Source organism: Comamonas koreensis (assembly GCF_021026195.1).
Lineage (GTDB): Bacteria > Pseudomonadota > Gammaproteobacteria > Burkholderiales > Burkholderiaceae_C > Comamonas > Comamonas koreensis.
The window spans coordinates 94254-106196 of the sequence record NZ_JAJNCT010000030.1; the positions used below are offsets into that span (position 1 = coordinate 94254).

General features: G+C 48.3%; 14 protein-coding genes. 3 read left to right on the forward strand and 11 right to left on the reverse strand.

Annotated elements, in window-relative coordinates:
- Positions 1 to 132 precede the first annotated feature (132 nt).
- Both moaC and galE read left to right on the forward strand, forming a co-directional pair.
- On the forward strand, positions 133 to 606 hold the full coding sequence (gene moaC / locus LPW39_RS21030) for a cyclic pyranopterin monophosphate synthase MoaC (protein ID WP_230779800.1): 474 nt from the start codon (positions 133 to 135) through the stop codon (positions 604 to 606).
- A gap of 104 nt (positions 607 to 710) precedes the next feature.
- Positions 711 to 1829: a UDP-glucose 4-epimerase GalE gene (galE, locus tag LPW39_RS21035; protein ID WP_230779803.1), complete on the forward strand. Its 1119-nt coding sequence runs from the start codon at positions 711 to 713 to the stop codon at positions 1827 to 1829.
- On the opposite strand, the gene tfpZ is transcribed toward galE, so the two are convergent.
- The 3 genes from tfpZ to LPW39_RS21050 all read right to left on the reverse strand — a co-directional run bounded on the left by tfpZ (position 1733) and on the right by LPW39_RS21050 (position 3696).
- Positions 1733 to 2473: a TfpX/TfpZ family type IV pilin accessory protein gene (gene tfpZ / locus LPW39_RS21040; protein ID WP_230779805.1), complete on the reverse strand. Its 741-nt coding sequence runs from the start codon at positions 2471 to 2473 to the stop codon at positions 1733 to 1735. The genes galE and tfpZ overlap by 97 nt on opposite strands.
- Positions 2474 to 2591: 118 nt before the next feature.
- Entirely contained in the window at positions 2592 to 2972 is a 381-nt protein-coding gene (locus tag LPW39_RS21045; protein WP_230779806.1) for a GtrA family protein, read from the reverse strand.
- Between the two features lies 1 nt (position 2973).
- Positions 2974 to 3696 (reverse strand): methyltransferase domain-containing protein, encoded by a 723-nt coding sequence (locus LPW39_RS21050; RefSeq protein WP_230779808.1) that lies wholly within the window; start codon positions 3694 to 3696, stop codon positions 2974 to 2976.
- Positions 3697 to 3723: 27 nt separating this feature from the next.
- Here LPW39_RS21050 and LPW39_RS21055 point away from each other — a divergent pair, with 27 nt between their 5' ends.
- The gene (locus tag LPW39_RS21055) at positions 3724 to 4680 is read left to right on the forward strand and encodes a glycosyltransferase family 2 protein (protein WP_230779809.1); all 957 of its coding nucleotides are present in this window, start codon (positions 3724 to 3726) and stop codon (positions 4678 to 4680) included.
- A 7-nt stretch (positions 4681 to 4687) separates the two neighbouring features.
- Here LPW39_RS21055 and LPW39_RS21060 read toward each other — a convergent pair whose 3' ends face one another.
- The 8 genes from LPW39_RS21060 to sucD all read right to left on the reverse strand — a co-directional run bounded on the left by LPW39_RS21060 (position 4688) and on the right by sucD (position 11937).
- Positions 4688 to 5893: a YeeE/YedE family protein gene (locus tag LPW39_RS21060; RefSeq protein ID WP_230779811.1), complete on the reverse strand. Its 1206-nt coding sequence runs from the start codon at positions 5891 to 5893 to the stop codon at positions 4688 to 4690.
- Positions 5893 to 6675 (reverse strand): hypothetical protein, encoded by a 783-nt coding sequence (locus LPW39_RS21065; protein WP_230779813.1) that lies wholly within the window; start codon positions 6673 to 6675, stop codon positions 5893 to 5895. Before LPW39_RS21065 ends, LPW39_RS21060 begins: the two co-directional genes overlap by 1 nt.
- 55 nt (positions 6676 to 6730) lie before the next feature.
- Positions 6731 to 7909, reverse strand: a complete 1179-nt coding sequence (locus LPW39_RS21070; protein WP_230779815.1) for a glycosyltransferase family 2 protein — start codon at positions 7907 to 7909, stop codon at positions 6731 to 6733.
- Between the two features lie 14 nt (positions 7910 to 7923).
- The gene (locus tag LPW39_RS21075; RefSeq protein WP_330166626.1) at positions 7924 to 8418 is read right to left on the reverse strand and encodes a pilin; all 495 of its coding nucleotides are present in this window, start codon (positions 8416 to 8418) and stop codon (positions 7924 to 7926) included.
- 77 nt (positions 8419 to 8495) lie between these two features.
- The gene (locus LPW39_RS21085; RefSeq protein WP_330166627.1) at positions 8496 to 8993 is read right to left on the reverse strand and encodes a pilin; all 498 of its coding nucleotides are present in this window, start codon (positions 8991 to 8993) and stop codon (positions 8496 to 8498) included.
- Between the two features lie 303 nt (positions 8994 to 9296).
- Positions 9297 to 9944 carry an FHA domain-containing protein gene (locus tag LPW39_RS21095; RefSeq protein ID WP_230779817.1) on the reverse strand — a complete coding sequence of 216 codons (648 nt, stop codon included), beginning with the start codon at positions 9942 to 9944 and terminating at the stop codon, positions 9297 to 9299.
- A gap of 300 nt (positions 9945 to 10244) precedes the next feature.
- Positions 10245 to 10928, reverse strand: coding sequence for a TerC family protein (locus LPW39_RS21100; protein ID WP_230779819.1), 684 nt, complete (start codon positions 10926 to 10928; stop codon positions 10245 to 10247).
- Positions 10929 to 11040: 112 nt separating this feature from the next.
- Positions 11041 to 11937 (reverse strand): succinate--CoA ligase subunit alpha, encoded by an 897-nt coding sequence (sucD, locus tag LPW39_RS21105; protein WP_021026616.1) that lies wholly within the window; start codon positions 11935 to 11937, stop codon positions 11041 to 11043.
- Positions 11938 to 11943 lie beyond the last annotated feature (6 nt).

Genomic DNA, 11943 nt, shown 5'->3' on the forward strand with positions numbered 1-11943 from the left:
GGATCAAGGCTGGTTGGAGGCCAGAACGCGCTCCTTGCCATCATGCATGAACGCCAACACGTATGATGAAGCACCGCCGCACAAGTTGCACCTTGTATTGCGGCTTGTGACGCATTCAACACTGATAAAACCATGACTGAACTCACCCATTTCGACGCCCAGGGCCAGGCCCATATGGTCGATGTCGGCGCCAAGCCTAACACCCATCGCATAGCGATCGCGGAGGGCTTCATCACCATGCAGGCGACCACCTTGGACATCATTACCGCAGGCACGGCCAAAAAAGGCGATGTGCTGGGGATTGCACGCATCGCCGGGATTATGGCGGCGAAGAAGACCAGTGAGCTGATACCGCTGTGCCACCCGATTGCGCTGACCAAGGTGGCGGTGGAGTTTGAGTTGTTACCTGAAAAGAATGCTGTGCGTTGCGAAGTGCGAACTGAAACCGTTGGGCCTACTGGCGTGGAGATGGAAGCCTTGACTGCTGTACAGGTAGCACTTCTGACCATTTATGACATGTGCAAGGCAGTGGATAAGGGGATGGTAATGGATAGGCTGCAATTATTAGAGAAGCATGGAGGAAATTCTGGGAGTTGGACCGTATAACGACTCTATGCAGGGTATATTCATAGTAGCTGAACCCCTATTCATGAATTTACTCTCTTGACTTTTTCTAGTACAAAACTACCACAATCAAAAAAGGCTGCCACATGCATGTGCTTGTGACTGGAGGTGCGGGTTTTATTGGCTCACATACCTGTCTTCATCTGTTGGAAAACGGTGTCGATGTCACTGCCTTCGACAATTTTTGCAACAGCTCTCCTGACGCCTTGAGGCGAGTACAGGAGCTTGCGGGCCGCAGACTCCAGGTAGTTGAAGGTGATGTGCGTGATACAGCCTCACTCCATGTCATCTTGAATGGCCCGACTCCTGTTGACGCAGTGGTGCATTTTGCGGGCTTGAAGTCTGTGGGGGAGTCTGTAGCCGAGCCTGTGCGCTACTACGACAACAACGTGGTAGGCACGCTTCATCTCATTGAGGCAATGCAACGCGCAAATGTATTCACGCTGGTTTTTTCCTCTACGGCTACCGTATATGGCAATCCGGCGCCAGAGCATCTACCACTGAAAGAAACAGCCCCCTGCGGTCAAACACATAGCCCTTATGCCACAAGCAAATGGATGGTGGAGCGTTGCCTTGCCGATCTACATCTAGCTCAACCTCATTGGCGAATAGCGCGACTTCGTTACTTCAATCCCGTAGGCGCTCACCCGAGTGGACGCATTGGGGAAAGCCCACTCGGAATACCCAACAACCTTATGCCATTCGTGAGTCAGGTTGCAAGCGGCGTGCGCCCAACACTGTCCATTTTTGGAGGTGATTACCCTACGCCCGACGGCACCGGTGTGCGTGACTACATACATGTCATGGACCTAGCAGAAGGCCATGTAGCTACACTGAAGTATTTGGCGACCAGAAAAGAGGGCGAGTTATTGACGCTGAACCTCGGAACAGGGGAAGGCCGTTCAGTACTAGAGGTGGTGCATACCTTTGAAGCTGTTACTGGTCAGGCTGTTCCCTATCAAATTGTGTCCCGGCGTTCAGGAGATGTTCCAGCATATTATGCTAACGCGGCCCAAGCGCAAAAAATGCTGCAATGGCATGCAACTCGCACATTGGAAGATATGTGCGCAGACACGTGGCGCTGGCAAACAGCCAACCCCTGCGGCTATCAAAATGAATCCAATGCTATATATCCTAAGGGCTCGGCAGACTCTCCGTCAACGAGTACGGTCCACGCAATCTCACGCGACAACAAAGGTATATAACGCAATTTTTCCGCCCGGCGTCCTGTCGCCGCCACAGAGCGATCGATTACACCGCGTTGCGTAGGAAATCGCTCTTTCAACCAAGCAATTGATTGTGCCCGATTCAGGACATTTCCTGTTGAATCCCCATAGGGCTGCCATAACTCTGGTCGAGCGGACAACGAGACTCCATTGAGCGCAGCAAGCGTCATTTCTACTTCTTCTTCTACCCTCATCGCACGCAACGATATATAAGTGGGTCCCGTCCATGGAAGAGAACGCAAAGACTCTGGTGCTTTATCCAGAGACTGCCTATCGATGTCGGCCGTATGTACTACGCGGAAACGATCATACTCAAAAGCAACATGAACCGGACGAGCTTGCGCAACGGACCATAAACCATAGAAAAGGGCCCCAAGCTGCAATAGACCGATAACACCAAAATCCATTCTCGTCTCACGAAGCGACTTGGCAGGGTTGAATGTAGCAAAGGTTATGAGTGGTCCGAGCACCACATCCACCACTACAACCAACATGAATAATTCTCGGCCTCCGGAGATTTCACGAAATGGATATGGATACCACAAACCAAATACCAACACCGCTGCCAAACCAGCGAGCAGTACGCTCAATAGCAAATGATAAAAGGATGCCTGTAGCTTCACACATATGAGGCTTGATATTCTATATCTATACATTTTCATTTGAAAACTTACGACCTCTTAAATTCAATTTGCATATGGCGCATGGCATAGATGCAGAAATCAAAATCCAACAAGCAAACTAACGTCTAAAAACAAAATATTTTTGCATCAAAAATGAAAAAATCGCACTAAATGGCAAAGCACACACCCCAGCCAAAGCGCCATCGACACCTTCGTCTATAATAAAACCAATTATACAACTAACAAGAACATATATAACAACCCATGACAGCAAAAATCTCAACCACAGACTGGTTTTATAATTTCTAAAAACCAATACCCCATTACCCCTGAATCCTATGACGACTCCAAATAGCAGCGCAAAAAAATTTGCCCCCCAATGATTCATTCCAAAATACAAACATAAAAAATATATCCCGAAGCTAAAGACCGTATTAAATAAACCAACAATCAAGAAACGAAGCAATTCACTCAAAACTCCCCCATCCAAATATTTCATTTTATATCAAACGGGCATCAATAATGTACCCAAAACTGAGCAGAGGGAAAAATCTTTCCACCCCTCTTACTACACCTTGCGCAAGCTGGGCGGCAATCTTTTTTGACCCATTGGATTCTAAAATCATTTGAGTGGCGAAAAATCTATACGGTATTATCTTGTAATCAGTTAACCCAGATCTAAGACACAGCGTATTTAATATTTTATAAGTAAATACATGGATATGATCAGGATGTTGTGCCTCTCTAGAAATTGCCCCAAGAACGGAATTCGCGAAGCACACTCCGTTTGGCGTGCTCAATATCATGCGCCGCCCCGGAAATATATTTTTCAACTGAGAAATAAATTGCAACGGTGATTCAATATGCTCTATAAACTCCCCGGCAACAATAATCTCTATATTTTTATCAAAAAAGCCATCAAGCTTTAAACCATTGCCACGAAATATTCTGGAATTGGGTCCGGTTTCAATTCCTCCATCTGGGATCTTTTTGGAGTCATCGACTCCAATAACACCTTTCGCGACATTTGCAATACAGCCATGCAACCAGAAATTAGTTCCACGTTTTATCAGAGCAGTCTCATCATAGCAACCGATATCAAGAACCTTTTTATCAATACACGAATTTGTGATATATTCTATTCGATCCACTGGCTTACAAACACTCAAACGAGACAGTGTCTCGTAACCAACAACCGGCACATTCATATTGACACCACCCATATATAATCATTAAATTTAGGAGCAATTATGACTGGATCCCTATGCAATTCAGAAAGAGTTGCGGTCCTGATTTCAACATACAATGGTCAATTTTACATAACTGATCAATTGAAATCCATACTATCACAATTAAAGATAGAGGATCGCGTATTTATTCGCGATGATGGATCAACCGATAAAACTCTTGAACTAATAAAAAGCGTTAACGACATTCGCATCGAAATTATTGAATCGGACGGCAATCTAGGGTTTGGCCCTAGCTTCATGACACTGATTCACAAAGTGCCAAAGACTTTTGATTTTTACTTTATTGCAGATCAAGACGACGTATGGATCGACGGCAGGGTATCTCGCGCTCTAAAGGCACTGCGCAATAAAAATTGCCCGATGATGTACTGCAGTCGTTTGGAACTGGTTAATTCAAAACTAGAAAGCATCGGCTTATCTCCTCTCTATACCAAAACCCCATCATTTTATAATGCCATTTGCCAGAATATTGCCACGGGCTGTACAATAGCAATCAATCAGCTTGCACTTTTCCTTATACGCAGTATGCCAATAGAGAAATATTATGATGGCCGGCTTTACTATCACGACTGGTGGCTTTATCTAAATATTAGCTACTTTGGAACAGTAGTTCACGACCCTATACCATCCGTACTTTATCGACAGCATGAGTTCAATCAAATCGGCATGAATGACGGGCTAGGTAGATATTACACAATAATCAAAAAAATTCTGAAAAATTCTTGGTTTTCTTTATTAATAAACCAATTGAATTTATTTTACGAAATTCATCACAAAAGAATACCAAATAAAGATTTAGAAAAAATTCACAATTTATGCCACGGAAGTTCAATTCAAATAGCGAGATCTTTAATTGTCAACAAAAATTTAGAATTTCAAAACCATTCAGATATTATATTTTTTAAAATTCTTCTAATTTTTGAATTTTTCTTCAGAAGATTACCAAGTAAAATCTAATTCTAGATTAACGCCAATATTGAGCGCCAGGCTGAATAATATCTTTACATGATGCTTTACGTACATATTCAATCTGGTCGCCTGTCGAAATAAGGCGATGATCAATATTGCCTCGATGGCGAATATAAATACTCATATCCTGCAATATCTCTATAAAATACTTACCATCATGGGTGTTTGCCAGAACTCCGCCAGCATCATCGCTAACAAGTGGGGATAGGTCTCCAAAAATGCGGGGGCATTTCTCGCTCAAGTACTTTAAATATTTTAACTGCTGGTCGGGAACTGATAATTCACTCTCAAAATCGGGTGCTATAACTTTGTTAGCCAAACATATTTGTAGCTGAGCCCCCATCCTCTCAGGGAGTATTTTGCACTTCGCATCATCAGGTACTACAAGGCCAAATTTTTTAATTGTTGAGGCTTTTGCATTAATAGAAAAACCCGGAATGTTTTGAATCTCATTTCTTTTAAAGCTCTTTGCCTCTACAGCGTTAGACCAATATATAACATCCGAAGAGTCAATTAAATTTTTCGCATGTTGCCTTTCCACAGAATCATGCGAAAATTGACCAATATAACTAAGATTCATATAATGTGCTTTGGGTCCAAAAACCTGATAAAGAGTACTCATTCCCGTAAGCGTTTGACTAGTTATAACCAGCACGGACTTTTCATTCGCTTCATCTCGCCAAGGGCTTATCATAGGCATGGGCAAAAGATCTGCATGAATCTCCTTATCCCATTTATAGGTGGTGAGCTTAGACCAGGTGTCATCAGGATCAGCTGTAGCAAGAAAAAGCCCCTGTACCATACCAATTACCAATAATACTGTTATTCGTAGACGCTTAGAATTGGTTCCTATCAGTAAGGCAGCAATCGCGGCCAATGGACTGAGAGTGATCGCAAGCAAGCCATATCTTCCATTTGCGGAGCTTGCAATCCACAGCACCAAAGCCAGAGCAGATGCCCATATCAACGCCCATGCCGCACGCGGCCGATGTACCCCGCCAAAGATCAATGAGATATTTTTTGTATCTTTTTTTCTGTTTCCAAAAAAAGAAACTTTAATTGCAATTGCTGCAAGGATAATAAATGCTGCGGGGCGAAAATCGGGGGCAATGGGTTCCACATATACATTTCCGCCGAATTGCACCATAGCGAAGGGCAATTGTACGGCATCCAGCCAGGTATCCGGTGAGAATCGGCTCATTACATTCTCCACGGCATAGATAAATTACGAAAATAATCCACCATAAATGGATATATTGGCGATCCGCAAGCATCCCATGAAGCAATCGCCCATGCTCCCCCCATTATCGCAAAGGTGATCAATGCGCTCAACCCAAATATACTTAGAAGCTGGAAACGATAGGCCCATTTTCCATTAATAAATAAAATAATGCAGGCCACAGCAGCAATACCAATAAATTGACTAAGTTTTATCACAAAGCCTAGGCCAGCCAAGCTCCCTGCAACAGCACAAAAAATAAATTGCCAACGGGTCTTTTTTTCATTCTGGCCTTCCACGCAGAGCATTGCAAGTGCTACGGCCCAAATTTCCAAAGACATGCTCAGTGCATCATTCGAAGTTTGTCCTTGTAGCTTCCACCACAAAACGCCACTCATAGCCAATGCTGTTGCAGCTATCCTTATCATTGCAGCTGAGGCAGTACGCCCTGGCACCACAGACCACATAATCAGCCAACTTGCAGGTGCACTAAGTGCGGCAAGAAATGCTAGAACCTGAAAAATATATTTACCGGGCCAACCATTATCAAGCATCCAAACCAAAGGAGCGTATCCTAAAGGATATTGACACGACATACTACCTGTCGCAAAATAATCGTACGAGAGCCGAGAACCTTCGATCGCTTGACGGCCCAGATAAATATGGTGATTAAAAGCATCCCAAGTAACTGCGCCGACGTGAATTGCAGACCAGAACATTGGGGCCAACATGAACACCAAGCTGGTAGTAAAAAATTCCCACATGGGAAATCTTATGACATTTGAACGAGAAGAACACACATGTTACCTTGAGATATTCCTAGTTACCAGCGCGTAAGCGCATGAATCCACTGTCAATTACGGCCCGAAGTGCACCTGCGAACAAGCTACCTCCAATAGTTTGCGCTCCAATCACCATAAGCGTTCCAGCAAGAATCACATTACGTAGAACATCTGCCTCGAAAATCGTGCCAAATCCTTGCTGCGCCCATGTATTGGTCAGTACCAAAGCCCACCATAGGCCTGGGAGAAACAATGCTAATCCAGCAAACAGTCCTGTTTCTATGGAACAAAATCTACTGACCATTTTGACTAATTGGTTGGATGGCTGTGGCCGCATACCTGATTTCGCTCCTAGCCATTGGATCATGCTCCCCCACTGAATGGCAAGAAAACCCAGCATGGTGCCTATACTGCAGAACATCATCGTGTGCACATCCAAGCCCAATGGCCCCAAGCGCACTGGCCCCTGCCATAGAGCCAACAAACCAACTACGCTGAGCATCAGCAACAGGCCGCCGGGCAATAGAAAAAGCCACAGTGGACTAAACAGCAACATAAAACGCAGATGACGCCAACCATCGCGCCATGTACGCAGATGCGGAGGGCGGTCTCTGCCATCCGGCTTCAAGGTTGTCGCTACTTCAACTACGCGCAGGCCTGCCATGGCCGCCTTAGCCACCATCTCAGTCGCAAACTCCATTCCTGTACCCGTTAAATGGATTTCACGAATGGCCTTCGTTTCAAAACCGCGCAAGCCACAATGAAAATCGCCAACAGGCAAGCGGAAAAACAAGCGCCCCAGGGCACTCAATACAGGATTACCCAGCCAGCGATGCAAAAAGGGCATTGCTCCGGGCTCAATGCCTCCTTTGAAGCGGTTACCCATCACTAATTGAGCTCCAGCACGTAACTCAGCCACAAACCCCTGTAGATTAGAAAAATCGTAACTATCATCAGCATCGCCCATGATGATATATTTGCCGCGCGCTGACTTTATTCCTCCCAGCAAGGCGGCACCATAGCCGCGCTCACATATATCAACCACCCTTGCTCCTGCACGATTCGCCAACATTTTCGAACCATCCGAAGAACCATTGTCTGCAATCAGCACTTCGCCGTCAATACCACTGCGCTGAATAAAATCCAATGCACTGCGCACACATTTCTCTACAGTAAGTGCCTCATTTAAACAAGGCATTAAAATAGTAAGTTCCATTTTCAAAAATTAATTTATGGTTTTTTACGGCAGGCTGCAGGGACAAATTTAAAATTCATATCGGTTTTGCAATGCCAACTGCGTATAGCGATTTGTGATCCTAATGTATAATCCGTATTCGTCATGGGTATCAAACCCTCAGCGTCACTATATGGCTCTAGTTGAAGATAGTGGCCATCTACCTCAGAAGCGAGAATATTTCGAGCAAATATTCGTATTTTCCCTTCGGCTGTAGTCTCAACCTTAGCCACGTAGCGACTGACTTGGGAAGAGCTGCTTTCAGCCTCTCCGCACCCGAAACCGTTAGCGGCCGGCGTGTTAGGCAATCCAGACAGTGCTGCTTCATGTACTGTTGTTTTACAAATCATAGCAGCCAGCAATACTTCGCTCACTTTGGTACGCGCTGCATAGTTCTGGTATTGCGGTAAGGCAAGCATAGCCAAAACTCCTACAATTGCTACAGCAATCATAACCTCGATTAGAGTAAACCCCTCACTACACGATTTCATGTCACCTCCAACTGCATGCAATCGCTTCAGCAAAAAGGCGACCCAAAAGGTCGCCTTTGTATCAAATAATTATTAAATTAACCGGCTTCGCGGCAGTTTGCTGGAACATATTTGAAATTCATATCAGTCTTGCACTTCCAAGCCCGAATAGGTTTATTACTGCCAGACGTGTAGTCCGCTGCCACCGCCACTGTAGCAGCCGATGCGTCGGTGTAAGGAACCAAGACGATATACTTACCGTCAATTTCAGTCGCCTTAATAGCTCGTGCAAAAGCCTTAATTTCGCCACTCGCAGCTGTTGTGAGCGAAGATACATACTTACTAGCGACTGGATTGGTCGATCCGCTCTCACCGCATCCGAAGCCATTCGCAACAGGCGTAGTTGGCAACCCAGAATCAGCAGCCTCCTGAATATTGGTCTTGCAAGCAGAGGCAGCTAGTACTACTTCAGAGATCTTAGCACGCGCCGTGTAATCTTGATATGCAGGCAGTGCCACAGCAGCCAGAATACCGATAATCGCCACAACGATCATCAGTTCGATCAGGGTGAAACCCTTTTGCATCTTACGCAGCATGTTAAATCCTCTCTATGTAACCAGTGATTAGGTAGCCTTGTCGAGCGACTTGGCGTGCATCACTTATTGCAAGTGCTGTGCCAACTTTTAGCGCCAACGCATCTTGCGGCCTCGACTGACAAAAATGCGGCGTTTTGTTAACTTATTGTTGAAGACGTTCATAAATGTCAGCCGCAGCCCTGTTCTGCCATTTTTGTCACGCCATCAGTAGCGCTGTACGATGGATCCGCGCAGAACCAACAAAAAATGGCACCCGCAGGTGCCATTGTTTAAGGTGAGCCAACCTAAAACCGTTAGGCCCGTCTAGGCCCAAAACTCATAAGCCATCCCCGCCAGCTCAATCCGATCCCCCTTGTGCATCGACAACGCCACGCCATTCAGCGCCTGGCCGTTCAGCACCACATCGGCCGATCCATCGACCTTGGTAGCAACATAGCCCTTGCCGCGCTTGGTCAGTGCAGCGACAGCGATACCGGGGCGGCCCACCGTTGTGACGACCTTGGACAGGATGATGTCTTCGCTGGCGCCGCTGACGGCGCGCAGGTAGGGGCTAGGGGTGTAGGGCTGCCCTTCTGCGGGGGGGAAGTCGGCCGGAACCGTGGGGCTGTCCTCGGTGTGGTCGGCATGGGCGGGCTTGGCTGTCAGGCTGCCGGCTTCGCTCGCGTGCAGGTAGTGGCTTTCGGGCACCAGCGAGTTCATCAGAAATCGGATGCGGCACTTGCCGATGTCCAGCAGGTCGCCGCTTTGCAGCACCTGGCGGCGTACCTTGATTCCGTTGACCTTGGTGCCGTTGGTGCTGCCCAGGTCCTCGACAACGACGATGCCGATCTTTTTCTCATAGGTGAACGCCACATGCTCGCCGCTGACCGCCATGTCGGTCAGCACGATGTCATTGGTGGAACGGCGCCCCAGGGTGGCTCTGGACTCGGTCAGCATGTAGTCCTGAATCACAACCCCATCTAACGAAACTATGAGTCTTGGCATATTGATAAACCTCGACCGGATTATATGCACTTAACCTATATGAATGACACTTTCGATACGCGGTTGACAAAGGATCACGATGTGTTGGGTGCTACCGGATTTTGGTTACGGGTTTACCCTTGCTTCCGCTTCAATGCTGATCCAGATCAATGCCTGGACTGCTGCAGCAGCTTTTAGGCTTCCTAAAAACGCTCCTTTCCACGGCGCTGTTCAGAAATGCAAAAAGCGCCCGAAGGCGCTTTGTGTTGGGATGATGGCATGAGCCGGTCAGTGTGCAGGCGCTGTATTGCGCTTTTGCAGCCACAGCCCCAGGCCCACCACCAGCGCAGCGCCTGCAGCGGCAGCCAGGTAGTGCAATGCAGGGTTGGCTGCGACAAAGCCGTGCAGCAGCTTGTCGTTCATGATGGTCTCTCCACCGACCCAGCCGATGAGGCCGGCGCCCAGAATCACGATGACCGGGAAGCGCTCCATTAGCTTGATCATCAAGGTGGAGCCGAAGATCACCAGCGGGATCGAGATCGCCAAGCCCAGGATCAGCAGCAGCATATTGCCGCCAGCAGCAGCCGCTACAGCAATCACGTTGTCCAGGCTCATCACCAGGTCGGCGATCAGGATGGTGCGAATGGCCGCCATCATTGTGCCGGTGCCCTTGCCCGCGCCCTCTTCTTCGTCGTGGCTGGTCAGCAGTTGCAGGCCAATCCACAGCAGCAGGCAGCCGCCAACGATCTGCAGGAAGGACAGCTCCAGCAGCTTGGCCGCAACTACGGTCAGCAAAATACGCAGCACCACGGCGGCGCCGGAGCCAAACATGATGGCTTTTCTTTGTTGTTCAGGGGGCAGGGAGCGCGCTGCGAGCGCGATGACAACGGCGTTGTCGCCCGAGAGAATAATGTTGATCCAGATGATCTTGACCAGCCCGATCCAGAAGTCGGGATGATTGACGTAATCCATGTTGCGCTCCGTAGTTATGAATAAAGACGCCAGACCTGAACGATCTGGCGTCTTCTTTTTATGGAGTACGCAGTTTAGCGGGGCACGCAGCCCCTGGCATGCGTAATTTTGCTTACTTCAGCAGGCCTTGCAGCAGGCGGCCCATTTCGGATGGGTTGCGGGTGATGGTGAAACCGCACTCTTCCATGATGGCCAGCTTGGCATCTGCCGTGTCGGCGCCGCCGGAGATCAGCGCGCCAGCGTGGCCCATGCGCTTGCCGGGAGGGGCAGTCACACCAGCGATGAAGCCCACCACAGGCTTCTTCATGTTGGCCTTGCACCAGAGAGCGGCTTCCGCTTCGTCTGGACCGCCGATTTCGCCGATCATGATCACAGCGTCGGTGTTCGGGTCGTCGTTGAACGCCTTCATCACGTCGATGTGCTTCAGACCGTTGATGGGGTCGCCACCGATACCGACAGCCGAAGACTGGCCGATGCCCAGTTCGGTCAGCTGTGCCACGGCTTCATAGGTCAGGGTGCCGGAGCGGCTCACCACGCCGATGCGGCCTGGCTTGTGGATGTGACCAGGCATGATGCCGATCTTGATTTCACCGGGGGTGATCAGACCGGGGCAGTTAGGGCCCAGCAGCAAGGTCTTCTTGCCGCCAGCCGCTTCCTTGGCCTTCATCTTGTTGCGCACTTCCAGCATGTCGCGCACTGGGATGCCTTCGGTGATGCAGATGGCCAGATCCAGATCGGCTTCCACCGCTTCCCAGATGGCAGCAGCAGCGCCCGCTGGTGGCACATAGATCACGGACACGGTAGCACCGGTGTCCTTGGCAGCGTCCTTGACCGAACCGTAGATGGGGATGTCGAAAATCTTTTCGCCAGCCTTCTTGGGGTTCACGCCAGCGACGAAGCAGTTCTTGCCGTTCGCGTATTCCTGGCACTTTTCAGTGTGGAACTGGCCGGTCTTGCCCGTGATGCCTTGGGTAATGACTTTGGTGTCTTTATTGATATAGATAGACATGTGTGT